Source organism: Nonomuraea sp. NPDC050556, assembly GCF_044457355.1.
Lineage (GTDB): Bacteria > Actinomycetota > Actinomycetes > Streptosporangiales > Streptosporangiaceae > Nonomuraea.
In genome coordinates this window covers 2,418,217-2,443,094 of record NZ_JBITGU010000001.1, presented here as the reverse complement: position 1 = coordinate 2,443,094, position 24,878 = coordinate 2,418,217, and the positions used below count along the sequence as shown (strand labels likewise).

Genomic DNA, 24,878 nt, shown 5'->3' with positions numbered 1-24,878 from the left:
CGTCTCCCGTCCCCCTGGAGTCTATTGTGAACGCTAACAAGCATGTGGTCGGCGTCGACTTCGGCACGCTGTCCGGCCGCGCCGTCGTGGTGCGGGTGAGCGACGGCGCCGAGGTGGGCAGCGCCGTCCACGCCTATACGCACGGGGTCATGGAGACCGCGCTGCCGACCGGCGAGCGGCTGGGGCCCGACTGGGCGCTGCAGTCGCCGCAGGACTGGATCGACGTGCTCCGCATCGCCGTACCCGCCGCGCTGGCGGACGCGGGGGTGGCGCCGTCGTCGGTGATCGGGCTGGGCACCGACTTCACGGCCTGCACGGTCTTGCCCGCGACGTCTTCCGGGACGCCGTTGTGTGTCGAGACGCCCCGGGTCCCGCACGCGTGGCCGAAGCTCTGGAAGCACCACGCGGCGCAGCCGCACGCGGACCGCATCAACGCGCTGGCGTCCTCGCGGGGGGAGTCGTGGCTGGCGCGGTACGGGGGGAAGATCTCCTCGGAGTGGGAGTTCGCCAAGGCGCTGCAGGTGCTGGAGGAGGCGCCCGAGGTGTACGGCAGGGCCGCCCGCTGGATCGAGGCGGCCGACTGGATCGTGTGGCAGCTCACCGGCGTGGAGTCCCGCAACACCTGCACCGCCGGTTATAAAGGCATTTTTCAGGACGGCACCTACCCCTCGCCGGACTTCCTCGCCGCCCTCAACCCGGCCTTCGCCGACTTCACCACGAAACTCCTCCCTTCTGAGGGAGAGACCCTCTCGGGAGGGGAGACCCCCTTTGAGGGAGAGGTTTCCGCCGGAGGGGAGGTCTCTTCGTCGGGGGAGAGGGGTCTTGATCCCTTGGGTGGGTCCCCAAGGGTTGTGAGTCTTGCTCCTCTGGGCGGGCTGGCGGGAAGGCTCACCGCCGAGGCGGCCGCGTGGACGACCCTTCCCGAAGGCATCGCGATCTGCACCGGCAACGTCGACGCGCACGTCACCGCCGCAGCCGCCGACGCCGTGCGGCCGGGACAGATGGTGGCGATCATGGGCACCTCCACCTGCCACGTCATGCCCAGCGACCGCCTGGCCGAGGTCCCCGGGATGTGCGGGGTGGTCAAGGACGGCATCGTCCCCGGCCTCTGGGGCTACGAGGCGGGCCAGTCGGCCGTCGGCGACATCTTCGCCTGGTACGTCTCCACCCTGGGTGTTAACGCTCACGAGGAGCTCACCGCGCTCGCCGAGCGGCAGAAGGTCGGCGAGCACGGCCTGGTCGCCCTCGACTGGTTCGGCGGCAACCGCTCCGTCCTCGTCGACCACAACCTGTCCGGCGTGATCGTCGGCCAGACCCTCGCCACCAAGCCCGAGGACGTCTACCGCGCCCTCATCGAGTCCACCGCCTACGGCGCCCGGATGATCGTCGAGACCTTCGAGAAGGCCGGCGTCCCGGTCGAGGAGTTCGTCGTCGCCGGTGGCCTGCTGAAGAACCGTTTCCTCATGCAGGTCTACGCCGACGTCCTGCGCCGCCCCCTGTCGGTGATCGGCTCCGACCAGGGCCCCGCGCTCGGCTCCGCCATCCACGCGGCCGTCGCCGCCGGCGCCTACCCCGACATCCAGCGCGCCGCCGCCGCGATGGGCAAGCGCACCGAGGCCGCCTACCTGCCCGACGAGGCCAGGGCCGACGCCTACGACCGGCTCTACACGCAGTACCAGATCCTGCACGACACCTTCGGCGACGGCCGCATGCTGCACACCCTGCGCGCCATCAGGAACGAGGCCGCCGCATGAGGAAGACCGTCTGCGACCTGCACGCCGAGCTGGTACGCAACAACCTGGTCGCCTGGACGGCAGGCAACGTCTCCGGCCGCGTCCCCGGCGAGGACCTGTTCGTCATCAAGCCCTCGGGTGTCTCCTACGACGACCTCACCCCGGAGAACATGGTCGTCTGCGACCTCGACGGCAACCTGGTCGAGGGCGAGCACGCCCCCTCCAGCGACACCGCGGCGCACGCCTACGTCTACCGGCACCTGCCCGAGGTGGGCGGCGTCGTGCACACCCACTCCACCTACGCCTCGGCCTGGGCGGCCCGCGACGAGCCGATCCCGTGCGTCCTGACCGCCATGGCCGACGAGTTCGGCGGTGAGATCCCGGTCGGGCCGTTCGCGCTGATCGGCGACGACTCCATCGGGCAGGGCATCGTGGCCACGCTGAAGGGGCACCGTTCGCCCGCCGTACTCATGCGCAACCACGGCGTCTTCACCATCGGCAAGGACCCCAGGGCCGCGGTCAAGGCGGCGGTGATGTGCGAGGACGTCGCCCGCACCGTGCATGTGGCCCGCCAGCTTGGCCGGCCGCTGGAGCTGGACAAGAACGACATCGACCGGTTGTACGACCGCTACCAGAACGTCTATGGACAGAGGAGCCCACGGTGACGATTTGGTTTCTGACCGGCAGCCAGGGGCTGTACGGCGAGGACACGCTGGCCCAGGTCGCCGAGCAGTCCCGGCACATCGCCGAGCGGCTCCCCGTGGACGTGGCGTGGCAGCCCGTCCTCACCGACGCGGCGGCGATCAGGCGGGTGATGCTCGCCGCCAACGCCGACGACACCTGCACGGGCGTGATCGCCTGGATGCACACCTTCTCCCCGGCCAAGATGTGGATCGCCGGGCTCGACGCCCTGCGCAAGCCGCTGCTGCACCTGCACACCCAGGCCAACGTCGAGCTGCCGTGGGCGAGCATCGACATGGACTTCATGAACCTCAACCAGGCCGCGCACGGCGACCGCGAGTTCGGGTTCGTGCAGACCAGGCTCGGCGTGCCGCGCAAGACCGTCGCGGGCCACGTCGGCGACCCGTACACGGCCGCCCGCATCCAGGCCTGGGCGCGCGCGGCCAAGGGGATGGCCGAGCTGCGCACGATGAAGCTGGCCAGGTTCGGCGACAACATGCGCGACGTGGCGGTGACCGAGGGCGACAAGGTGGAGGCGCAGCTCCGCTTCGGCGTCTCGGTGAACACCTACGGCGTCAACGACCTGGTCGAAGCCGTGGACGCCGCCTCGGAGGCGGACGTGACCGAGCTCGTGCAGGTGTACGGCGACGCCTACAAGCTCGCCCCCGAGCTACTGGGCGAGCGCCACGAGTCGCTGCGCTACGCCGCCAGGATCGAGCTGGGCCTGCGGCACTTCCTGGAGGCGGGCGGCTTCACCGCGTTCACCACGAACTTCGAGGACCTCGGCGGGCTGCGGCAACTGCCCGGCCTGGCCGTACAACGCCTGATGGCCGACGGCTACGGGTTCGGCGGCGAGGGCGACTGGAAGACCGCGGTGCTCCTGCGCACGCTCAAGGCGATGGCGCCGGGCGGCACGAGCTTCATGGAGGACTACACCTACGACCTGACCTCGGGCGGCGAGCTCATCCTGGGCGCCCACATGCTGGAGGTGTGCCCGTCGATCGCGGCGGCGACGCCGTCGTGCGAGATCCACCCGCTCGGCATCGGCGGCAGGGAGGACCCGGTGCGGCTGGTGTTCGACGCCGAGCCCGGTCCGGCCGTGGTGGTCGGGCTGGCCGACCTGGGGGACAGGTTCCGGCTGGTGGCCAACGAGATCGACGTGGTCGCCCCGCCGCAGCCGCTGCCGAACCTCCCGGTGGCCAGGGCGGTCTGGCGGCCGCGCCCCGACCTGCGCACCTCGGCCGAGGCCTGGCTCACCGCCGGCGCCCCGCACCACACGGTGCTGTCCAGCGCGGTGGGGACGGAGGAACTGGCCGACCTGGCCGAGATGCTCGGCGTCGAGTTGCTGCTCATCGACGCGAACACCACGACCAGGCAGTTCACCAAGGAGATGCGGTGGAACCAGGCCTACTACCGCCTGGCCAAGGGGCTATGACACGGCCGGGTAGGCGTTCTGCAGGAGCTGCCTGAACTGGGCGGAGAACCACTTGCCCGAGAGCGGGGCGTCGGGCAGGGCTCCGCTCAGGCTGTGGCCGTTGCGCTCGTTGCCCGTGTAGGTGGGGTCGCACATCCGGTCGAAGCCCTTGCCCTCGTCGTTCGGGATCTCCTTGCTCGCCCCGTCGGACTCGCCGGGCGGCTTGACCCAGACGTAGGCGTCGATCCCGGTGGCCGGTGTGGCCCTGGGCCGCTCGCCGAGCCCTGCGCCGCTCTGGTTGCACCAGTTGCCGGGGTGGATCCGGCGGTCGACCCTGGACTCGTTGACGAAGGTGTCCAGCACCGTCGAGGTGCTGGGCGCCGTGGGCCTGGCCGTACCGCCCCAGCCGTTGCGCGAGGTGTCGATGAGCATGCCGATGTTCGGCGAGAAGCCCTCCTGGACGAGCCTGTTGCGGAAGGCCTGCGCGAAGGACAGCTCGTCGACGTAGAAGTTCCAGTCGACCCACTTGGACTGGCGCACCGTGGTGCCGTTGACCGTGGAGTTGATGGTGAAGTACGGCTCGACCAGGGCCGAGTAGTTGGCGGTGTTGGTGATGAAGCCGTCCACGCTGGCGTAGTCGGCGGTGGTGGCGAGCGCGGTCTCACCCATCACGTCGGCGGTCGGGCCGAAGTTGGTGTCCCACCCGATCCAGCCGTGGTGGGCGGCGTCGAGGTAGGTGTAGACGTTCTGGATCGCGTGCAGCTTGTCCAGCGCGTACGCGATGCCCTGCACGTAGGCGCCGCTGCTCTTGGCCTCGGCGCACTTGGCCACGTTCAGGTTGGTGACCAGGTTGGGCAGCGAGTCGATCTCGACGATCGTGACGATCCGCAGGTTCGCGTACTGCGGGTCGTCCAGGATGTCGGCGAGCGGCGTGATGTATTCGTTCTTGTAGCGGTTGAGCCCGTCCTGCGCGATGAGCAGCTCGCCGTTGGACGCCAGGGCCGAGCAGTCGCGGTTGGGCAGGTTGTAGACGACGAACTGCACGGTCAGCGGAGCGGTCCCGTTGGCCGCGTCCTGCCTGACGGCCTCGTCCAGGTGTGCGCGCACGCCCATGGAGGACGACGAGCCCGCGATGGCCGCGATCCTGTCGACCCAGATCGCCGTCGAGGTGCTGGCCACGGCCGCGCCGCCAGGCTCGGCCGCCGCCTTGGAGGACCATTCGGGGTTCACGTACCCGGTCGCGCCCGCGTAGGGGTTGTCCACGTGCGGGCCGGGGTTCGACCCGTCGTTGTCGGCCTCGGTGGCGGTGACGGTCTTGGCCGTGAGCCCGGCCGAGGAGACGGTGAAGGTACGGGTGCCGCCGGTGGTGTCGCTGTCCTCCGCGGCGGCGATGGTGACGTTCTGGGCGGTGTTCCAGTTCGCCGGGGTGAAGGTGAGCGAGCCGCCCGAGGACACGGTCAGGTCGGCGTCGCCGCTGCCCGCTGCGGAGGTGACGGTGACGTTGGCCGTGGGGGCGGTGGCGAGCTTGACGCCGTAGGTGGCCGTTCCACCCTCGGGCACGGTCACCGACGCGGGTGTTACGACGAGCGCCTGCTCCTGGGAGCTGTCGTCGTCGATCTCCGTGGCGTTGACGGTCGCCGCGGTGACGCCCGCGCCGCCGACGCTGAAGGCGGCGGTGCCCGCCGTGGTGTCGGCGTCCTGGGCTGCCGCCAGGGTGACGGTCTGGGCGGTGTTCCAGTTGGACGGGGTGAAGGTGAGCGAGCCGCCCGACGACACGGTCAGGTCGGCGTCACCGTTGGTCCTGGTGGTGGCGACGGTGACGTTCGCCGTGGGGGCTGACGACAGCTTCGCTGTGAAGGTGCTCGTGCCGCCCTCGGCGACGGTGACCGAGCTGGCCGAGGTGACGACCGACGGCGTCGGGGTCACGCCGCCGCAGGTCACGCCGTTGACGCTGAAGGACGTCGGGCTGGGGTTGGCGACGGACCAGGTGCCGTTGAAGCCGATGCTGGTCGAGGCGCCGGTCGCCAGGTTGGCGTTCCAGTCCAGGTTCTTGCCGGTGACGTGGGTGCCCGACTGGCTCCACGTGGCGCTCCAGCCGGTCGGCGTGTAGGCCTGCGTGGTGGAGGGGAAGTCGAAGGCCAGCGTCCAGCCGTTGATCGGGTCGCCGAGGTTCTTCAGCGTGATTCCGGCGGTGAACCCGCCCTGGCCCGGGCTGGTGGTCCAGGTGTTGGCGGTGTAGGTGACGTCGCAGGCGACCGCCGCGTGCGCGGCCGGGACTTGAACCGCGACCACGCCTAAGGCCGCCATGCAGACGGCTGAGGCGGTCACGGCCCATCTGGGGAGTCTCACGAACGATCATCTCCGTGGCTAAGGGGGTGGGAGCGCTCCCATCGTGCGGTCGTTCTCACCGCCTGTACAGAGCGGGTGTGCGGAACGGCGTGAAACGCGGCGTCGCGCCTGAAAGTTTCACAACAGCGTTGCGCTTCGACTTGCACTAAGCCTGAAATGTCCGGGTAACCGCACTGACTCGTGGTTGACACGACCCTTACTGGCCGGACAATCCAGGTTGGGAGCGCTCCCATCGCTCCATGGAGACTGGAGAGATCCTTGACTCGAAGATCTGTCATCCCCTTGGCCCTGGGCCTGGTGCTGGTCGCCGGGTCTCTCGCGACGGCCGTGCCCGCCAGCGCCGCCGTCGCGTGCGACGTGACCTACACGACCAACGACTGGACCACCAGCCCCGGCCAGGGCGGCTTCACCGCGGCCGTCACGGTCAAGAACCTCGGCGACCCCATCAACGGCTGGACGCTGGGGTTCGCCTTCCCGCAGGCGAGCCAGCAGCTCACCCCTCCAGGCTGGTCGGCCACCTGGGCGCAGAGCGGCCAGAACGTAACCGCGAAGAACCTCGACTGGAACGGCTCGCTCGGCACGGGCGCCTCGACGAACATCGGCTTCAACGGCGCCTGGTCGGGCTCGAACCCCAAGCCCACCGCCTTCACCCTCAACGGCGTGACCTGCGGCGGCGTGACCCCGACGCCGTCCGTTGTCACCTCGGCCGGCTCGGTCACCGTCGCGGAGGGCGGGACGAGCACCTTCACCGCGAAGCTGTCGTCAGCCCCCACGGCGAACGTCACGGTGACGACCGCCCGCACCAGTGGTGACGCCGACCTGACCGTGTCGTCGGGCGGCTCGCTCACCTTCACCCCGTCGAACTGGAACACCGCCCAGACCGTCACCCTGGCGGCAGCCCAGGACGCCGACACCACGGCGGGCACCGCCGCCTTCAGCGTCGGCGGCACCGGCGTGACGGGAGCGACGGTCAACGCGACGGAGGTCGACGACGACACCGTCCAGGAGCAGGCGCTCGTCGTGTCTCCTGTGTCCGTGACCGTGCCCGAGGGTGGAACGGCCACCTACGGCGTCAAGCTCGCCATCGCGCCCAGCGCGAACGTCACCGTCACCTCCGCAGCGGGTAGCGGCGACGCTGACCTGACCATCGGCTCCGGTGGGACGCTCACCTTCACCCCGGCCAACTGGAACACCGCGCAGAACGTGACGATCGCCGCGGCGGAGGACAGCGACACCACCGGCGGCAGCCGTACCTTCACCGTCTCCTCGACCGGGCTCACGGCCAAGACCGTCACCGCCACCGAGGCCGACAACGACATCCCGGGCGGTGACAACGAGTACGTCAAGCGGTTCACCGAGCTCTACAACGAGCTGCACGACCCGGCCAACGGCTACTTCTCGCCGGACGGCGTGCCGTACCACTCGGTCGAGACCTTCATGGTCGAGGCGCCCGACCAGGGGCACGAGACCACCTCGGAGGCCTACAGCTACTACCTGTGGCTGGAAGCCGTCTACGGGCAGGTCACCGGCGACTGGACGAAGTTCAACACGGCCTGGGCCTCGATGGAGAAGTACATCATCCCCAGCACGGCCGACCAGCCGACGAACTCGTTCTACAACGCGAGCAAGCCCGCGACATACGCCGCCGAGTGGAACGAGATCAACAAGTACCCGACGCAGATCGACGGCAGCGTCTCGGTCGGCTCCGACCCGATCGCGGGCGAGCTGAAGACCGCCTACGGCACCGGCGACATCTACGGCATGCACTGGCTGCTCGACGTCGACAACACCTACGGCTTCGGCCGCTGCGGCGACGGCGTCACCAAGCCCGCCTACATCAACACCTACCAGCGCGGCCCGGAGGAGTCGGTCTTCGAGACGATCCCGCAGCCGTCCTGCGACACCTTCAAGCACGGCGGGCCCAACGGCTACCTGGACCTGTTCATCAAGGACGGCTCCTACGCCAAGCAGTGGAAGTACACCAACGCCCCCGACGCCGACGCGCGCGCCGTGCAGGCCGCCTACTGGGCGCAGACGTGGGCCAAGGCGCAGGGCAAGGAGGGCCAGATCGCCCCGACCGTGGCCAAGGCCGCCAAGATGGGCGACTACCTGCGTTACGCCATGTACGACAAGTACTTCAAGAAGCCGGGCTGCACCTCCACCTCGTGCGCGCCGGGCACCGGCAAGGACAGCTCCAACTACCTGATGTCCTGGTACTACGCGTGGGGCGGCGCCTCAGACCCCAACGCGGGCTGGGCCTGGCGCATCGGCGCCAGCCACGACCACTCCGGCTACCAGAACCCCCTGGCCGCCTGGGCGCTGTCGAACGTGGCCGAGCTCAAGCCGAAGAGCGCCACCGGCGTCCAGGACTGGAGCACCAGCCTGACCAGGCAGCTGCAGTTCTACAGCTGGCTGCAGTCGGCGGAAGGCGCCATCGCGGGTGGCGCGACCAACAGCTGGGAGGGGCACTACGCGGCGCCGCCGACGACGTTGCCGAAGTTCCACGGCCTGACCTACGACTGGCAGCCCGTCTACCACGACCCGCCGTCCAACCAGTGGTTCGGCTTCCAGGCCTGGACGATGGAGCGGGTGGCCGAGCTCTACCACGCCACCGGCAACGCCGACGCGAAGGCGCTGCTCGACAAGTGGGTGCCCTGGGCGATGGCCAACACCGACATCACCGCCACCGACTACCAGATCCCCTCGACGCTGCACTGGAGCGGCCAGCCCAGCGGCGACTTCTCCGCGGCGACCGGCATGCCGCCGGCCAACCCCGGCCTGCACGTGACGGTCGTCGACAAGACGTCCGACGTGGGCGTCGCCGGCGCGTACGCCAAGGTGCTCATGTACTACGCGGCCCGCTCCGGCAACACCGCCGCCAAGAACATGGCCAAGGCGCTGCTCGACGGCGTCTGGAAGCACCGCGACGCCAAGGGCGTGTCCGTGCCCGAGACCAAGACCGACTACGGCCGGCTCAACGACGCGGTCTACGTGCCCGCCGGGTGGAGCGGCAAGATGCCCAACGGCGACCCGATCAACTCCAGCTCCACGTTCATGTCCATCAGGTCCTTCTACAAGAACGACCCCGACTGGCCCAAGGTCGACGCCTACCTCAAGGGCACCGGCCCGGCCCCGACGTTCAACTACCACCGCTTCTGGGCCCAGACCGACGTCGCCGTCGCGCTGGCCGAGTACGGGAGGTTGTTCCCGTGAGGTTCCTGCTCGCCATGCTGCTCACGCTGGGGCTGCTCGCCGTCCCGGCACAGGCCGCGCCCGTGATCTGCGAGAAGTACGGCACCGCCGAGGCGCAGGGCTACGTGGTGCAGAACAACGTGTGGGGCGCGTCGACGGCGCAGTGCGTCGACGTCGACCAGGGCGGCGGGTTCACCGTCACCTCGGCCGCGCACAACCTGCCGCCCAACGGGGCGCCGGCCGCCTACCCGTCCATCTACGCCGGATGCCACTACGCCCTCTGCTCGACCGTGGGCGGGCTGCCGGTCCGGGCGGACTCGGCCGGGTTCGGGAACCTCAGGACCAGCGTGTCCATGACGTACCCGGACAGCGGGATCTGGGACGCCGCCTACGACATCTGGTTCGATCCGACGCCGCGCACCGACGGGCAGAACACCGGCGCCGAGATCATGGTGTGGCTGAACAAGCGCGGCTCCATCCAGCCGGTGGGGTCGCAGGTCGGCACCGTCTCGCTGGCCGGGGGCACGTGGCAGGTGTGGTTCGGCAACGTCGGCTGGAACGTCGTCTCCTACGTGCGCACCTCGCCCGCCTCGTCGATCGGGTTCGCGATCGACACGTTCTACGCGGACGCGGTCTCTCGCGGGTACGGCCAGCGGTCGTGGTACCTGACCAGCGTGCAGGCCGGATTCGAGCCGTGGACCGGGGGAGCGGGGCTGGCTGCCCGCTCCTTCACGTTCACCAGCTCGGGCGGCGGCGACACCACGCCGCCGACCACCCCCACCGGGCTGACCGCCTCGGGGGTCACCGCCACCGGGGCCGTCCTGTCCTGGGGCGCCGCCTCCGATACCGGGGGCAGCGGGCTGGCCGGGTACGACGTGCTGCGCGCCGTGGGTAGTGGGGCGTTCGCCAAGGTTGCCGAGGTGAGCGGCGTGTCCTACACCGACAGCGGGCTGACCCCGTCGACCGCCTACCGGTACCAGGTGCGGGCGCGGGACGGCGCGGGCAACCTGTCGCCGGTGTCGTCCACGGTCTCCGTGACCACGCTCGGCGGTGGTGGTGGCGGCTGCACGGTCGCCGCGACCGTGCAGAGCCAGTGGGACACCGGGTACGTCGTGCAGCCCGCCACGGTGACCAACACCGGGTCGTCGCCGCTCAACGGGTGGACGTCCACCTTCACCCTGCCCGCAGGGCAGGCGGTCACCGGGTGGTGGGGCGCGGCGCTGACGGTGAGCGGGTCCACGGTCACGGCGCGCAACCTGTCCTACAACGGGACCCTGCAGCCGCAGGGATCCACCGCGTTCGGCTTCCAGGTGTCGCGGTCCTCCGGCGACTCCCGGGTGCCGTCCGGGTTCACGTGCTCATAGGGCGCGGCTGATCTGGGTGAGGCGGTGGCGGAGGTCGGTCTGGCAGCGGGGAGCCAGCCGGCCTTCGCGCCGCCGGTCGTCGAGCTTGCGCCACAGGTGGTCGACGTTTCCGGCCCGCACGGCGCCGTCGAGGACCTGGCGGAGGTCGAGAGCCACGTCCGCCGGTGTGCCCGCGCAGGACGCGCCGCGGTCGAGAGCCTGGTGGAAGGCGTCGACGGCCGTCTCCAACGTCGGTTGTACGGCGAGCACCCCTTCCGTCCACCCCAGGACGGCGGACGGCCTCGAGGTCGCCTGCGCCGAGGGAAGGCTCGCGTGGGGCGACGGGGTGCTGGGTGCGGGGTGATCCTTCGTGACCCCCCACCAGGCCAGCGCGCCGACCACGGCCGCGCCCACGACCCAGCGCCCGTGTGACCTGCCCACCCAGGGGAGGCGGCGCGGGGCCAGGGCGGTCGTGAGCTCTTCTGCGATCCTCTCCGCCGAGGGGCGGGCCGCGGGGTCGGGGGACAGGCAGTCGGCGCACACCCTAGCCACCGCCCGCGGCACCCCCGCCAACCTCGGCGGCGCCCCCGTACGGCGGGCCGACTCGACCTGCTCCCACGTGGTCTCCGGGTACGGCACCCGCCCGGTCACCATCTCGAACAGCAACACGCCCAGCGCGTAACAGTCCACGGTCGGATGCACCGCCACCCCGGCCAGCCGCTCGGGCGCCACGTACGGCGGCGTCCCGTAGTCGTCAGGCGCCGACCCCTCGGCCGCCGCGATCCCGAAGTCGAGCAGCTTCGGCCCGTCCCCGGTGAGCAGCACGTTGTCCGCCGTCACGTCCCGGTGCACGAGCCCGCGCGCGTGCAGCTCGCCCAGCGCCCCGGCCAGCCGTACGACGATCGTGGCCGCCTCCCGCCACGGCAGCGCGCCCTCGGCGACCCGCTCGGCGAGCGGCTGCCCGTCGAACAGCCGCGTGACCACGTACCCGACGACGCGCCCGCCTGGCGTGACGGTCTCGCCGCAGTCGTAGACCTCGACCAGGTCGGGATGGGTGAGCCGGGCCGCCGCCCGCGCCTCGCTGCGCACACGCGCCCGGTCGCGCAGCACCTTGACCGCGACCATCCGCTGCAGCGACTGGTCGAACGCCCGCCAGATGACCGACATCCCGCCCGTGGCCAGCGGCTCGAGAAGCAGGTAGCGCCGAGCCAGCACCTCCCCCCTCCCCGAGCCGAGGTCAGGCGGTGTCACGGATCACCAGCTCCACCGGGAGCATCGCGTCGTCGCCTCCAGCCAGTAAGAGGCGGGCCGCGACCCTGCCCAGCTCCTCCACCGGCTGCCGCACGGTCGTCAGTGACGGGGTGGTGCGGCGGGCGACGGCCGCGTCGTCGAAGCCGATCACCGCCACGTCGTCAGGCACCCGCCTCCCCGCACGCCGCAACGCCTGCAGGGCGCCGGCCGCCATCAGGTCGGAGGCCGCGAACACCGCGTCCAGGCCGGGGCAGCGGCGCAGCAGCCACTGCGCCGCATGGGTGCCGGAGGCGGCGCTGAAGTCCCCGTACGCCACGGGCACGTCGGCGATCCCGGCCGCGCGAGCCGTACGGATGAGGCCGCCGAGCCGGTCGCGCGAGGCGGGCAGGTCGGCGGGACCGCCGATGGCGGCGATCGCGGTGCGGCCGGACAGCAGCAGGTGCTCGGCCGCCTGCCTGCCGCCGTCCACGTTGTCGACGTCGGCGAACGGCAGCGCCACGCCGTCCGGCGGCCGCCCGACCATCCGCACCCGCGCTCCGGACGTGCAGAGCCGTACGGCCAGCGGATGGTTCTCGCGCGCCCCGATCACCAGCAGCGGCCCGGACAGCGGCGGCTGCGTGGCCCCGCCGGGCGCGATCGTGACCATCGTGAGGTGGGTGCCGTGCTCGGCCAGGACGGAGTTCACCGCGGGGAGCAGCCGGGCGTAGAAGGGGTCGGCGAACAGGCGCGGCAGGTGGTCGCACACCACGGCCGTGACCCCGGCGACGCTCTCGGCCCGGTGCGGCGCGCGGTGCCGGACGTATCCCATCCGGGACATCGCGTCGTGGACCTGCCTGCGGGCGGACGTGCTCACCCGGACAGAGCCGGTGAGTACTCGGGAGGCGGTGGCCTGGGAGACCCCTGCGGCGGCCGCGACCTGCGCCAGCGTGGGCGGATCTGACATGGGTGCACCTCGCCGACGAATCTTCGGGAGCGCTCCCAAGCTACCAATGTTTCCCCCGCGTTAACAGGGCCCGCATGCGCCATCATGAGCGGGTGCGTATCGACCTACACAGCCACAGCGACGCCTCCGACGGCACCCGTCCCCCGGCCGAGGTGGTCGCCCGCGCGAAGGCTGCGGGCCTCGACGTCCTGGCGCTCACCGACCACGACACCACGGCGGGCCACCGGGCGGCGGCCGCCGCGCTGGACGGGCTCACCCTCGTGCCCGGCATGGAGCTGTCGTGCAGGCGCGACGGCATGAGCATCCACCTGCTGGTCTACCTGTTCGACCCGGAGGACGAGGCGCTCGCCGCCGAGTGCGCGCTGGTCAGGGAGGCCCGCGACGGCCGCGCGTCGGCGATGGTGGAACGGCTGGCCGAGCTGGGCGTGCCGATCACGCTGGAGCAGGTCGCCGCCATCGCCACCGGGGGCGTCATCGGCCGCCCGCACATCGCCCGCGCCCTCGCCGACCTGGGCGTCGTGGCCGATCCCGCCGACGCCTTCACCCCCGAGTGGATCGGCTCCGGCGGGCGCGCCCACGTGCGCCGCTACGCTCCCGACCCGGCCCACGCCGTACGGCTGGCCAGGGCGGCCGGCGGCGCCGCCGTCCTCGCCCACCCCAGGCGCGGCGACGTCCTGCCCGACGCGTGGATCGCCGAGCTGGCTGCCGAGGGCCTGACCGGCGTCGAGGTCGACCACCCCATGCAGGACGCGGCCGACCGGGCGCACCTGCGCGCCCTGGCCGCCGACCTCGACCTGCTCGTCACCGGCTCCAGCGACGACCACGGCGCGCTGACCGGCGACCGCCTCGGCTGCGAGACCACCGACCCGGCCGTCTACGAGCGCCTCGTCGCCGCGGCCACGGGCGCTGCGGTTATTGTGGGCGGGTGCGGATAGCGACCTGGAACGTCAACTCCGTCAAGCAGCGGGTGCCGCGGCTGCTGCCGTGGCTCGACCAGCGGCAGCCCGACGTGGTCTGCCTGCAGGAGACCAAGCTCGCCGACCACGCCTTCACCGAGCTGCTCGGCGGCGAGCTGGCCGAGCGCGGCTACGCGTTCGCCCTCAGCGGCGAGGTGCAGTGGAACGGCGTGGCCATCCTGTCCAAGGTGGGCCTCGACGACGTGGTGACCGGGCTGAAGGACGGCCCGGGGTTCCCCCGTCCCGAGGCGCGGGCCGTCGCCGCTACCTGCGGGGGCGTGCGGGTGCACTCGGTCTACGTGCCGAACGGCCGCACCCCTGACTCCGACCACTACGCCTACAAGCTGGCCTGGCTGGCCGCCCTGCGCGACGTGGTCGCCGCCGGTCCAGAGGACGTGGTGGTGTGCGGCGACGTCAACATCGCCCCGGCCGACGCCGACGTCTTCGACCCGGACGCCTACGTCGGCCAGACCCACGTCACCGCGCCGGAGCGCGCGGCCCTGGCCGAGCTGCAGGCGCTCGGGCTGCACGACGTGATGCGCGAGCGCTGGCCGTCCGAGCGGGTGTTCACCTACTGGGACTACCGGGCCGGGATGTTCCACAAGGACCTCGGCATGCGCATCGACCTGATCCTCGCCTCCGGCCCGGTGGCCGGGCGGGTGCGGGCCAGCTGGGTGGATCGGCACGCGCGCAAGGGCACGGGCCCCAGCGACCACGCCCCGGTCATCGCCGACCTGGACGAGGCGCCTGACGGCGACATCGGCCCCGTCGTCCCGCCGCCGTCCGCCCCCGCCGCCAAGCGCGGCACCACCAGGCTTCCCCAGGCTCCCTGACCACGGCGCCGCCGTGGCCAGGGAGTTCGCGGTTTAGTACCAGGGGCAGGGGTTGTTGCACGCGGTGTAGTCGACCGTGCAGTCGGAGCGGAAGAAGATCCGCTTGTAGTAGCTGCCCCCGCAGTGGTCGCACCAGTTGGTCGGGGTGCATCCCGCGCTGGCGGTGGCCTGGGGCAGGACGCTGGACAGCATCCGCTCGGCGAGCTTGATCATGGCTGTTCTCCTTTTCCTCGCGTGCCCCGGCGAGACGCCGGGGACGTTTCTCACCGCCCGGCGGAGCGCCGGGGCGGAGCCGTGGGGAGGTGCCGGACGACCACGCCCAGCAGGGGGCGCGCCGGCACGTAGCCGACCCTGCGTGAGTCGAGGCTGAGCACCTGGTTGTCGCCGAGCACGACCATCTGGCCGTCAGGGACGACGGGGGAGGGGTGTGCGGCGAGCGCCGGAACGTCGGCCAGCGGCACCGGATCGCCGGGCACGGCGACCACCCGCTTGACCATCCACTCCGTGCCGAGCTCGCCTGCGGCGGGCAGCACCACGAGCCGCCCTCGGTGCGTGGCGCGCAGCCTCGTACGGAGCACCAGCAGCCGGTCGCCGTGCTGGAGCGTGGGCTCCATGCTCCGGCCGGACACCGTCACGGTCGTGAAGCGCGACCGCAGCGCGAGCAGCGTGAGCACGACGCCGGCGAGCGCCCCCAGCGCGATCACCGGGCACCCGCCGGCAGGTAGCCGCTGGACTGCACCGCGAACAGCGAGGCGTACCGGCCGCCCGAGGCGACGAGCGCCGCGTGGCTGCCCTGCTCGGCCACCCGCCCGTCGGACAGGACGGCGATCACGTCGGCGTCGCGCACCGCGCCGAGCCGGTGGGAGATCAGCAGGGTGGTGCGCCCGCGCCGGTGCTCGCGCAGGATCGTGTGCACCTCGTGCTCGGCCTCGGGGTCGAGGCCAGAGCTGGGCTCGTCGAGGATCATCAGGTCGGGCCGGTCGCGCAGCAGCCCCCTGGCCAGCGCGACGCGCTGCCACTGCCCGCCGGACAGCAGCACCCCTTCCTGCTCCTCCTCGCCCGCTGCCCCGCGCACGAACATCCTGGTCAGCAGGGTGTCGTAGCCATGCGGCAGCGCCTCGACGAGCTCGGTGGCGCGTGCACGGGCCGCCGCGTCGTGGATCCTGGCGCGGGAGGCGGTCAGGTCGCCGACGGCGATGTTCTCAGCCGCGGTCAGGTCGTAGGTGGCGAAGTCCTGGAAGACCGCGCCGATCCTGGCGCGCAACGCGGCCGGGTCGAGGTCGCGCAGGTCGGCGCCGTCCCACAGGATCGCCCCCCGGGTCGGGTCGTAGAACCGGCACAGCAGCTTGACCAGGGTGGACTTGCCCGCGCCGTTGACGCCGACCAGCGCCAGGGACCGGCCGAAGGGGATGTGGAGCGAGACGCCGCGCAGCACCCACGGCTGCTCAGGGCCGTAGCGGAACCACACGTCCCGCAGCTCGATGCCGGTGCGCAGCGGGGGGACGGGCTCGGTGGAGAGGGGCAGGTCCGGGGGTGTGGTCCGTACGGACTGGTAGTGGTCGAAGAGGAGCAGCGCCTGGTGCGCGGTGGCGAAGCCGCGCACGGCCCCGGCCAGCCCCGCCTGCGTGCCGGCGACCGCCGCGACGAACACCGACAGGTCGCCCACTGAGGCGCGCCCGGCCACCGCCTCGCCGACGATCCACACCAGCCCCGCCCCGCCGATCGCGGCGGCCAGCAGCGCCTGCCCGCCGTGCCCGCGCAGCTGCCGCACCCCGACGAGGCGCTGCGCGGAGTTGATCGCCCGCAGCTCGGTCAGCATCCGGCCGCGGAAGTGGTCGCCCAGCCCGAACAGGCGGATCTCCTTGGCGACGTGCGGCATGCTCAGCAGCCGGGCGAAGAACATCTCCCTGCGCTGCCCGTGCCCGATCCGCCACATCACGTCCGCCTCCTCCCTGCTGAGCCGCAGGTGCACGCGGAGCAGCGGCAGCGCGGCCAGCGCGACCACGGCGGCGACGACCGGGCTGACCCGCACGAGCGTGACGAGGAAGCCGCCGAGCATGATGGCGGCCTGCGCGAGCCCGAGCCCGCTGCTCACCACCCGGCCGGGACCCGACCTGCCCGCCTGCTCGGCCAGGTGCAGCCGGTCCTGGAACGCCGGGTCCTCCAGCCTGGACAGGCCGGGCAGCCGGTTGACCGCCGCGTAGAGCCGGTCGCGGGCCAGCAGCCCGACCCGGCGCTCGCCCTCCGTCTCGGCGAAGCCCATGAGGTGCGGCGCGACCCCGGCCAGCGCGGCCAGCGCCAGCAGCACGACGACGTACGGCAGCAGCCCGCCCGAGCCCGCTGCCACCCCGTCGAGGACGAGCTTGGTGTACCAGGCGGTGAGCACCGGGGCCACCCCGGCCACCAGGGTCAGCGCGACCTGCGTCACCAGAGCCCAGCGGCAGGCCGCCCAGGCCAGGGCCACTGCCGCGCCGACGGCCCGCGGGTTCACACGTACTCCGCCGCCGGCAGGTCGCTCACCTCGACGCCCGCGCCCCTGACCGCCCCCTCGCCGTCCAGCAGGTAGAAGGCGGGCAGACCGCGCACTCCGAAGGCCCGCCACACCGGCCCCTCGGGCTCCTCCACGATCACCCGAGCCGAGGGCCCGACCTCGGTGGCGAGCTCGGCCACCTCCTCGCGCGTCCCGGCCAGGACGGCGAGCAGCGGCTGCCCGCTGCGCGCGGCGTAGGCGAGCAGGTCGGGCAGGCGGTCGTGGCACAACGAGCACGCGGGGCTCAGGAAGGCGACCAGCCGGAAGTCCCCCGTCCGTACGGCGGAGCCGTCCAGCGCGGTGGCTTCGAAGGGCTCTGGAGTCGTGCCGGGCGGCAGAACCGGCATCTTGATCTGCCGCTCCCGCACCTCCTGCGCCTGCCCCCGCAGCCTGGACAGCACGGCCAGCACGAGCAGCAGGTTCACCAGGCCGAGCACGGTGGAGAAGATGGTCAGATACGTCATCGGAACACGCTCCTGAGATCGTCGAGCCTGATGAGCAGCACCGCCACCACGGCCCCGGTGAGCCAGGCGGCAGGAGCCACGGAGTCCGCGGCGGCCAGGCCGAGCACGCCCGCGCAGGTCAGCGCGGCGTTGCGGGCGAGGTGAACCGGCCCCAGCGGCTGGGCTGTGGCGCCGAAGCACAGGCACGGCGCCTTGACCCCGCGGGCGACGGTCACGGCGACCCCCGCCGTGAGCACCGCGCTCACCGCGGCAGCCGCGGCGAAGCCGTACCTGCCGGGCAGGAGGAGCAGCAGGACGGCGGCGGCTTCGGCGGTGAGGATCCCGGCGGCCGCCCACGTGCGCCACCGCGAGCCGACCAGCCGCGCCTCCACCAGTGACCGGGCGAATCCGGGCAGGTCACGGGCCTTGCCGTAGACGGCCGCCGCGAACACCACCACCAGCGCCGCGCGGCACGTGGCCGAGAGGAACTCCATGCCGCGGACGCTAGACAACGCGGCCCTTCAAATTACTGGAAAGATTATTAACTATTTGGCAGGATGGCCCGATCGGGCAAGACGCCGCGCTCAGGGGCTGGCCTGGCGGCGCAACCGGCAGAATTCGCGGCAGGAACGCATATGAACTCCGGAGGCGAGGCGCTCAGGCGCCGGCGGTTGGCGGCGGGATGGAGCCAGCACACGCTGGCCACCAGGGCGGGCGTCGCCGTGCGCACCCTGCGCGACATCGAGCGCGGGCGGGTGGCCCGCCCCCACCGCGCCTCGCTCGACCGGCTGGTCGCCGCGCTGCCGCTGCGCGAGGTCGACCGGGCCGAGCTGCTGGCCGCCTTCGAGGCGGACGAGCCCGTGCAGGTCGCGGTCCTCGGCCCCCTGTCCGTACGGCGCGGCCAGGTCGAGGTCGACGTGGGCGCCGCGATGCCCAGGGCGCTGCTCGGCCTGCTCGCCCTGCGCTCCGGCGTGGCCGTCGGCACCGAGGAGATCGTCGACGTGCTGTGGGAGGACCGCCCGCCGCGCACCAGTGACAACCTCATCCAGGTCTACGCCACCCGCCTGCGGGCGAGCCTGGGCGCGCAGACGATCAGGCGCACGCCGGGCGGCTACCTGCTGGCCCTCGACGGCGACGCCCTCGACCTGGCGGTCTTCGACCGGCTGAGCGCGGCGGGGGAGTATCTGGAAGCGCTCGCACTCTGGCGCGGCCCGGTGCTCGCAGGTTCGCCCAGCCGCCTGCGCGACCACCCGGTAGCCGTGGCCACCGCGCGCCGCCGCATCGAGGCGGCGCTCGCGTTCGCCGCCGCCTGCGAGGACGGCGGCCGGGCCGCGGCCGCCCTATGGCCGGTGGTGCAGGACGAGCCGCTGCACGAGGGGCTGGCCGCCCGGCTCATGACGGCGCTGGCCGCACACGGCGAGCAGGCCACCGCTCTGCGGCTCTACGCGGCGACGCGCTCCAGGCTGGCCGAGGAGCTCGGCATCGAGCCGGGAGCCGAGCTGCGCCGGGCGCGCGAGCGCATCGTGAACCGGCCGCCCGAGGTGCCGGTCGCCGCCAGCGCGCGGGCGACAGCCGTACCCGCCCAGCTGCCCGCCGGGATGGCGACCTTCACCGGAAGGACCGCCTCGCTGCGCCGCCTCGACCGGCTGCTGTCCGGGCGCGGCGAGACCACGGACATCGCGGTGATCACCGGAACGGCCGGGGTCGGGAAGACGGCGCTGGCCGTGCACTGGGCGCAGCGGGCCCTCGACCGCTTCCCGGACGGGCAGCTCTACGTGAACCTGCGCGGCTACGCGGCCGCCAGGCCGCTGACGCCGCTCGACGCGCTGTCGCGGTTCCTGCACGCGCTCGGCGTGCCGCCCGAGCAGGTGCCAACCGACCAGGACGAGGCCGCAGCCCTCTACCGCACGATGCTGGCGGGCAAGCGGGTGCTGGTCCTGCTCGACAACGCGGCGGACGCCGGACAGCTGCGCCCCCTGCTGCCCGGCGGGGCGGGCTCGGCCGCGCTGATCACCAGCAGGGACGCGCTGGCCGGGCTGGTCGCCCGCGACGGGGCGCGGGTGCTGCCGCTCACCGCGATGACCGCGCACGAGTCACGCCACCTGCTCACCCGGCTGCTCGGCCAGGCCAGGGTCAGGGCCGAGCCCACCGCCGTGCTCGACCTGGCCGCGCTCTGCGCGCACCTGCCGCTCGCCCTGCGCATCGCGGCCGCCAACCTGCTCGGCGGGCCGGGCACCGTCGGCGCCTACGCGGAACGGCTGCGCGCGGGCAACAGGCTCGACGCGCTGCAGGTGCCCGGCGACGCCGAGTCCGCCGTGCGCACCGCGTTCCAGCTCTCCTACGCGGCTTTGCCGTCCCCGGCGCGGCGGCTGTTCCGCCTGCTCGGGCTCATCCCCGGCCCGGACATCGGGGTGCCAGGCATGGCCGCGCTCCTGGGCGCCGAGCCGGGCGCCGCCGCCGAGCTGGCCGCCGTGCTGCGCTCGGCCAACCTGCTGGACGAGCCGGTGCCCGGCCGGTTCGCCCAGCACGACCTGCTGCGGCTGTGCGCCGCCGAGTACGCCGACGGCGAGCGCGGCGAGCTGGTCCGCCTGCACCTCCACTACCTGGACACGGCGGACGCCGCGGCCCGCACCCTCTACCCGCAGTTCCTGCGCCTGGACCCGCCGCGCTCCGACGCGCTGTTCCCCGACCCCACCACCGCCTCCACCTGGCTCGACACCGAGCTGCCCAACCTCATGGCCGCCGTCACCCACACCGCCGAGCACGGGCCGCGCGAGCTGGCCTGGAAGCTGGCCGACGTCATGCGCGGCTACTTCTTCCTGCGCCACTGCGTGGCCGAGTGGCGCACCATCGGCGAGAGCGCCCTGGGCGCGGCGCAGCGGGAGGGCAGCGAGCGGGCGCAGGCGGCGCTGCTGCTCAGCCTGGCCGGGCTGCACGGCTTCCAGGGCAGGCAGCAGCAGGCGATCGAGCACTACCAGCGGGCCATGCGGCTGTCGGAGCGCTCCGGCTGGCGCGACGGGCTGGTCGCCGCCATGGGCAACGCCGGGGTCACCTACGCCGACCTCGGAATGCTGGCCGAGGCGGTCGACCACCTCAAGGGCGCGCTCAAGCTCAACGAGGAGCTGGAGCGCGCCCCCGCGCAGACCGTCAACCTGGGCAACCTCGGCTGCCTCTACCTGGAGATGGGCCGCCTGCACGACGCGACCAGGTGCGTCACGCAGGCGCTGAAGATCTGCAGGGACCTCGAGCACCCGGGCAGCGAGGCCAACAACCTGGCCGTGCTCGGCGAGGTGCAGCACGGCCTCGGCCGCCTGCCCGAGGCCCGCGAGACCCTGCGCAAGGCGCTCGACCTGCACCGGGAGGTCGGCAACCGGGGCAACGAGGCGGACACCCTGCGCAACCTGGCCGCCGTCGAACGCGACGAGGGACGGCTCGCCCTGGCGCTGGAGCTGGCCACGGCCGCGCTCGACGCCTCGCAGCAGACCGGGCACCGGCGGCTGGTCGCCGACACCCTCATCACGCTCGGCCTGATCCACCTGCGGCTGGGCGCGGTCGACGCCGCGCTCGACCACTGCACGCGGGCGCTGGACCTGGCCAGGGCGGCGGGCAACCGCTACCCGGAGACCAAGGCGCTGCTCGGGCTGGCCGCCTGCGCGTCGGCTCGTGGCGACCACGAGGTGGCGGTACGGCACGCGGAGCTGGCGCTGGCGACGGCGCGCGCGGCCGGGTACCGGCTGCACGAGGGGCTGGCGCTCCAGCTCCTCGGGGAGGCGCACGCCGCTCACCAGGTGTTCGACGGACTTGGGTTGGAGGCGCCGGCCGTACAGAATGCCTACTTGTGATGACTATCCGCCGCCTTGGCCCCGATGAACTGCCCGCCTGCCAGAAGCTCGAACAGGACCGTGACTGGGGGACGGACGCGGCCAAGTGGCAGCTGATGTTCGACGCGGGCGAGGTGTACGGCGTGGACGCGCCCGACGGCGACGGGCTGGCCGCGTGCGTGGTGCTCAGCGTGTACGGCGAGGAGCTGGCCGCGGTCGGCATGATGCTGGTCGCCACCAGGTACGGCAGGCAGGGCCTGGGCACGCTACTGATGCGCCACGCCCTCGACCGGGCAGGCAGCAGGGTGGTCGAGCTCACCGCGACCCGGTTCGGGAGGCCGGTGTACGAGCGGCTCGGGTTCACGGTGACCGGCGGGCTGACCGTCATGACCGGCCCGCTGCCCGGCTCGACCGCCCCCGGCGTACGGCGGGCGACACGGGACGACCACGCCGCCATCCTGGCCATGGACGCGGCGGCCACCGGCGCCGACCGGAGCATCCTCCTGACCGCGTTGCTGGCGAGGGCGGAGAGCGTGGTGCTCGCCGACGACGGGTTCGCGATCGCCTGGAACCCGGGGGAGTCGCGGGTGATCGGCCCGGTCGTCGCCCCCAATGAAGTCGTCGCACGCGATCTGATCCTCGCCGCGGCCGACGGCGCCGACCGCGACGTGCGGCTGGACGTGCTCGATGCGCACGCAGGGCTGCGTCCGTGGCTCAATGATCTAGGGGTGTCCGGCGGCGACAACGTGCTCGCCACCATGGTCCACGGCGCGGCCACCCACCCGGGTGACCGCACCGCCTACGCGGCTCCGCTGCTCATCTCCATGGGGTGAATTGAACCGCCTGGGTGCCTCCGTTGTTGTCGCGCCATCCCGCCAGCAACACCGGGCGCTCACCCAGCGTGCGGGTCAGGGGTACGGTCACCGTCGTCAGGCCGCGGCGGGCGACGGTGACGACCTTGGTGCCAGCCGTGCCCTGGGCGTCGCGGACGAACAGGTGAGCCTCACCGGCCGTGCGGGTCAGCAGCGTCACCTTCACCCCGCCCTGCCCCGGCACGGCCGAGACGACGTGTGTGCCCGTCGCCGCGGGCCCACCGGCCAGGGGCAGCCCCAGCCGCGCCGCCTGCTCCAGCGACTGCGGCGAGTCCAGGCTGGACAGCGCCGTGTCCGGGATCACCGGGTCAGGCGCGGGCCGCGTCACCGGCTGGTAGCCGGGCAGTGTCGCCACCCCCCACCGGTACGGGTCGCCCTGCACCCCGCCCCACGTCGACCACCCGATCCGGGTCTGACCGGTCTTGTCCTGGGTGTCGGAGTCGTAGACCAGGATGTTCAGCCCCATGTGCGCAGGATCCACCGAGCCGGGCAGCTCCGACATCGGGATGGCGACCTCCACCGTGTACCCGCCGGGCGACACCACGGACGCCACCTTCATCCCGGACGCGCCCTGGTGGTTGTCGGCGTCGCGCAGCGCGCACGGCGGACCCTCGGCGGTCACCGGGAGCACCGCGCCCTTGAACGTGGTCGAGGTGTTCTCCGACCCGCCGCGCGGGTCGACGGCGATCTCGACGGAGTCGGTGCGCCAGTGCCGCTTGCAGTCCGCCGTGGCCAGTTTGGTGCCCTGCACGTCGTCCTTCACGTTGACCAGCACGTAGAGGGCGTCGTCCTGCCAGGCGAGCTTGGCCGTGGCCGAGCAGTCGGCGGTGGAGGAGCAGGCCGTGCCCTCCCACAGCCGGGAGATGTCCAGCGCCGGGCCTGGGAAGTCGTCCACCCCGTCGACCTTGGGCGCGGCCTTGGGAATGGCGGTCGTCGGCACGAGTTCCAGCGCGGGCCTGTTCACATGGGAGCCGTCCGAGCTCGTCGTGGTGATCGTGTAGGCGTAGTCGCCGCCCTCGTTGGAGGTCTTCAGCGCCGGGTCGGAGTTGGTGACGGTGAACGGCACCGCCGCCGTCGTCCCCGGCGCCAGGCCGCTGTAGGGCGCCTCGGTCCTGTCGGCGGTGAACCCGGTGGGCAGGTCCAGCCGTACGGTGCCCGACTGCGGGGTGGTGGCCGAGTTGGTGACGGCGACGTCGATCGTGCGCGTGCCGCCGGACGGCAGCGTGAGCACGGGTGTGACGATGCCGCGCAGCTGCGGGATCGCCCACTTCTCGTACTGCGCGACCTGCGGCAGCAACTGCTGCGTCCCGCGTACGGCGGGCCCTGCCTCGACCACCCGGTCGGTGTAGCCGGTGCCGCGTTCCGTGCTCAGCGCGGCGGACAGGCGCGCCCGACCGGCCGCGCCGGCGGCGGGGGTCACGGTGAAGGCAGCGGTGCGTTCGCGGCCCGGCGTCACCCTGCCCAGGTCGCCGGACCCGCTGACCTGCCATCCGGCGGGGACACCCAGCTTGGCCGAGGCGCGGCCGAGCGGTTCACCCGCGGCCAGGCGCACGGTCGCGGTGAACGGCACGCCGGGCCGTACGTCGAACGTGCTGGTCGTGAGGGACAGTTGCGTGCCCAGAGGGACCGTGCCCGGCGCCCTGACCAGCGCGCCGTCCAGGATCGCGGTCGGCGCGGCGGCGGCAGGGGTGCCGGGAGCGGGGAACGGCACGCGGGAGTCGACCAGCGTGAAGTAGTCGCAGCCCAGCTTGGCCGGATCCGCCGGCACGTCGGGGAACCCGGCCCAGCCCTGCGAGGCGTACATGTGCTGCGCGTCCCGCTCGATCGCCGCCCACGTCCTGCCCTGGGCAGACGGGCGTCCACTCCACACGCCGGAGAACCCGGCCGGCACGGCGGAGCACTCGGGTCCGGGCTTCTGCGCCACCCCGCGCGCCCCGCCCAGCAGCAGCTTCGACGGCGCGAACGGCTTGAGCCCCTGCTCGGGGAACGCCTTCGGGTCGCCGGCCGCGTAGAACGCCTCGACGGTCAGCCGCGCCGCCTGCTGGTGGTTGCCGTGGTTGCCCGGCGAGGGCGCCGGATCCATCGTCATCAGCACCTCCGGCTTGGTCTGCCGGATGATCCGCACCACCTTCTCCAGGGCGTCCCTGCCCCAGATCTGGTCGGTCAGCGGCGCGCTCACCGTGTAGTAGAAGTCGACCTCGTCGAGGTTGAACACCTCGCCGACGCCCGCCTTACCGACGGCCGAGCGCTCCTCGGCCTCCCTGATCAGGCCGAGCGCGGGGCCCTCCTCGGGGCCGACGGCGTTGCCGCCGCCCTCGCCGCGGGTGACGGTGACGACGCCGCTGCGCACGCCGTGATCCTCCTTCCACTGCCCCAGCGTGGACAGCGTGAAGGCCTCGTCGTCGGGGTGCGCGCCGACGAACAGGACGTCGAGGTCGGCTGGGGCGGGAGCTGTTGTGAGGGGGAGGAGTTGGAGCAGTCCGGCCAGGAGCAGCACACGCATGGAACCTCCGAGGG

18 protein-coding genes are annotated in these 24,878 nt (G+C 72.6%); 9 read left to right on the top strand and 9 right to left on the bottom strand.

From position 1 onward, the window contains the following. Window positions 1-44: 44 nt before the first annotated feature. From ACIBG8_RS11905 to araA, 3 genes are read left to right on the top strand one after another with little or no spacing between them, the layout of a single operon-like run. Complete coding sequence (locus ACIBG8_RS11905; protein ID WP_397343927.1) at window positions 45-1,754, top strand: ribulokinase; 1,710 nt, start codon at window positions 45-47, stop codon at window positions 1,752-1,754. Beyond that, window positions 1,751-2,398, top strand: a complete 648-nt coding sequence (locus ACIBG8_RS11900; protein ID WP_397342659.1) for an L-ribulose-5-phosphate 4-epimerase — start codon at window positions 1,751-1,753, stop codon at window positions 2,396-2,398. Before ACIBG8_RS11905 ends, ACIBG8_RS11900 begins: the two co-directional genes overlap by 4 nt. Further along, window positions 2,395-3,849, top strand: coding sequence for an L-arabinose isomerase (araA, locus tag ACIBG8_RS11895; protein WP_397342658.1), 1,455 nt, complete (start codon window positions 2,395-2,397; stop codon window positions 3,847-3,849). The genes ACIBG8_RS11900 and araA overlap by 4 nt, the downstream gene beginning before the upstream one ends. Here araA and ACIBG8_RS11890 read toward each other — a convergent pair. Next, window positions 3,844-6,177: a glycoside hydrolase family 6 protein gene (locus ACIBG8_RS11890; RefSeq protein ID WP_397342657.1), complete on the bottom strand. Its 2,334-nt coding sequence runs from the start codon at window positions 6,175-6,177 to the stop codon at window positions 3,844-3,846. The genes araA and ACIBG8_RS11890 overlap by 6 nt on opposite strands. A 258-nt stretch (window positions 6,178-6,435) precedes the next feature. Between ACIBG8_RS11890 and ACIBG8_RS11885 the strand changes: the two genes are divergently transcribed. Together ACIBG8_RS11885 and ACIBG8_RS11880 are read left to right on the top strand one after the other, a co-directional pair. Beyond that, window positions 6,436-9,390: a glycoside hydrolase family 48 protein gene (locus ACIBG8_RS11885; protein ID WP_397342656.1), complete on the top strand. Its 2,955-nt coding sequence runs from the start codon at window positions 6,436-6,438 to the stop codon at window positions 9,388-9,390. Further along, window positions 9,387-10,733 (top strand): cellulose binding domain-containing protein, encoded by a 1,347-nt coding sequence (locus ACIBG8_RS11880; RefSeq protein ID WP_397342655.1) that lies wholly within the window; start codon window positions 9,387-9,389, stop codon window positions 10,731-10,733. Before ACIBG8_RS11885 ends, ACIBG8_RS11880 begins: the two co-directional genes overlap by 4 nt. On the opposite strand, the gene ACIBG8_RS11875 is transcribed toward ACIBG8_RS11880, so the two are convergent. Both ACIBG8_RS11875 and ACIBG8_RS11870 read right to left on the bottom strand, forming a co-directional pair. Beyond that, window positions 10,728-11,963 carry a serine/threonine-protein kinase gene (locus tag ACIBG8_RS11875; protein ID WP_397342654.1) on the bottom strand — a complete coding sequence of 412 codons (1,236 nt, stop codon included), beginning with the start codon at window positions 11,961-11,963 and terminating at the stop codon, window positions 10,728-10,730. The two genes, ACIBG8_RS11880 and ACIBG8_RS11875, sit on opposite strands and share 6 nt — an antisense overlap. Beyond that, window positions 11,950-12,906 carry a LacI family DNA-binding transcriptional regulator gene (locus ACIBG8_RS11870; RefSeq protein WP_397342653.1) on the bottom strand — a complete coding sequence of 319 codons (957 nt, stop codon included), beginning with the start codon at window positions 12,904-12,906 and terminating at the stop codon, window positions 11,950-11,952. Before ACIBG8_RS11870 ends, ACIBG8_RS11875 begins: the two co-directional genes overlap by 14 nt. A gap of 92 nt (window positions 12,907-12,998) precedes the next feature. Between ACIBG8_RS11870 and ACIBG8_RS11865 the strand changes: the two genes are divergently transcribed. Together ACIBG8_RS11865 and ACIBG8_RS11860 are read left to right on the top strand one after the other, a co-directional pair. Next, the gene (locus tag ACIBG8_RS11865) at window positions 12,999-13,841 is read left to right on the top strand and encodes a PHP domain-containing protein (RefSeq protein ID WP_397342652.1); all 843 of its coding nucleotides are present in this window, start codon (window positions 12,999-13,001) and stop codon (window positions 13,839-13,841) included. Next, entirely contained in the window at window positions 13,832-14,695 is an 864-nt protein-coding gene (locus ACIBG8_RS11860) for an exodeoxyribonuclease III (protein WP_397342651.1), read from the top strand. The genes ACIBG8_RS11865 and ACIBG8_RS11860 overlap by 10 nt, the downstream gene beginning before the upstream one ends. 33 nt (window positions 14,696-14,728) lie before the next feature. Here ACIBG8_RS11860 and ACIBG8_RS11855 read toward each other — a convergent pair whose 3' ends face one another. Genes ACIBG8_RS11855 through ACIBG8_RS11835 form a run of 5 tightly spaced genes read right to left on the bottom strand, consistent with a single transcriptional unit; the run spans window position 14,729 to window position 18,162 of the window. After that, window positions 14,729-14,908, bottom strand: a complete 180-nt coding sequence (locus tag ACIBG8_RS11855; protein WP_397342650.1) for a hypothetical protein — start codon at window positions 14,906-14,908, stop codon at window positions 14,729-14,731. A gap of 50 nt (window positions 14,909-14,958) precedes the next feature. Next, on the bottom strand, window positions 14,959-15,399 hold the full coding sequence (gene lepB / locus ACIBG8_RS11850; RefSeq protein ID WP_397342649.1) for a signal peptidase I: 441 nt from the start codon (window positions 15,397-15,399) through the stop codon (window positions 14,959-14,961). Continuing rightward, complete coding sequence (locus ACIBG8_RS11845) at window positions 15,396-17,186, bottom strand: ABC transporter ATP-binding protein (RefSeq protein WP_397342648.1); 1,791 nt, start codon at window positions 17,184-17,186, stop codon at window positions 15,396-15,398. Before ACIBG8_RS11845 ends, lepB begins: the two co-directional genes overlap by 4 nt. Continuing rightward, window positions 17,183-17,689 (bottom strand): TlpA disulfide reductase family protein, encoded by a 507-nt coding sequence (locus ACIBG8_RS11840; protein ID WP_397342647.1) that lies wholly within the window; start codon window positions 17,687-17,689, stop codon window positions 17,183-17,185. Before ACIBG8_RS11840 ends, ACIBG8_RS11845 begins: the two co-directional genes overlap by 4 nt. Next, window positions 17,686-18,162 carry a MauE/DoxX family redox-associated membrane protein gene (locus tag ACIBG8_RS11835; protein WP_397342646.1) on the bottom strand — a complete coding sequence of 159 codons (477 nt, stop codon included), beginning with the start codon at window positions 18,160-18,162 and terminating at the stop codon, window positions 17,686-17,688. The genes ACIBG8_RS11840 and ACIBG8_RS11835 overlap by 4 nt, the downstream gene beginning before the upstream one ends. A 141-nt stretch (window positions 18,163-18,303) precedes the next feature. Between ACIBG8_RS11835 and ACIBG8_RS11830 the strand changes: the two genes are divergently transcribed. Further along, window positions 18,304-21,510: a tetratricopeptide repeat protein gene (locus tag ACIBG8_RS11830; protein WP_397342644.1), complete on the top strand. Its 3,207-nt coding sequence runs from the start codon at window positions 18,304-18,306 to the stop codon at window positions 21,508-21,510. Beyond that, on the top strand, window positions 21,510-22,322 hold the full coding sequence (locus ACIBG8_RS11825) for a GNAT family N-acetyltransferase (RefSeq protein WP_397342643.1): 813 nt from the start codon (window positions 21,510-21,512) through the stop codon (window positions 22,320-22,322). Before ACIBG8_RS11830 ends, ACIBG8_RS11825 begins: the two co-directional genes overlap by 1 nt. Here the strand turns inward: ACIBG8_RS11825 and ACIBG8_RS11820 are convergent. Continuing rightward, complete coding sequence (locus ACIBG8_RS11820) at window positions 22,306-24,864, bottom strand: sugar-binding protein (protein ID WP_397342642.1); 2,559 nt, start codon at window positions 24,862-24,864, stop codon at window positions 22,306-22,308. The two genes, ACIBG8_RS11825 and ACIBG8_RS11820, sit on opposite strands and share 17 nt — an antisense overlap. Window positions 24,865-24,878: the final 14 nt, after the last annotated feature.

What these genes read in the sequence shown, in the direction of transcription:
- ACIBG8_RS11900 (WP_397342659.1), top strand. Translation starts at nt 1,751, where the DNA reads ATGAGGAAGACCGTCTGCGACCTGCACGCCGAGCTGGTACGCAACAAC.
- ACIBG8_RS11830 (WP_397342644.1), top strand. Translation starts at nt 18,304, where the DNA reads ATGAACTCCGGAGGCGAGGCGCTCAGGCGCCGGCGGTTGGCGGCGGGA.
- ACIBG8_RS11840 (WP_397342647.1), bottom strand. Translation starts at nt 17,689, where the DNA reads ATGACGTATCTGACCATCTTCTCCACCGTGCTCGGCCTGGTGAACCTG.
- ACIBG8_RS11870 (WP_397342653.1), bottom strand. Translation starts at nt 12,906, where the DNA reads ATGTCAGATCCGCCCACGCTGGCGCAGGTCGCGGCCGCCGCAGGGGTC.
- ACIBG8_RS11820 (WP_397342642.1), bottom strand. Translation starts at nt 24,864, where the DNA reads ATGCGTGTGCTGCTCCTGGCCGGACTGCTCCAACTCCTCCCCCTCACA.
- ACIBG8_RS11825 (WP_397342643.1), top strand. Translation starts at nt 21,510, where the DNA reads ATGACTATCCGCCGCCTTGGCCCCGATGAACTGCCCGCCTGCCAGAAG.
- ACIBG8_RS11835 (WP_397342646.1), bottom strand. Translation starts at nt 18,162, where the DNA reads ATGGAGTTCCTCTCGGCCACGTGCCGCGCGGCGCTGGTGGTGGTGTTC.
- ACIBG8_RS11855 (WP_397342650.1), bottom strand. Translation starts at nt 14,908, where the DNA reads ATGATCAAGCTCGCCGAGCGGATGCTGTCCAGCGTCCTGCCCCAGGCC.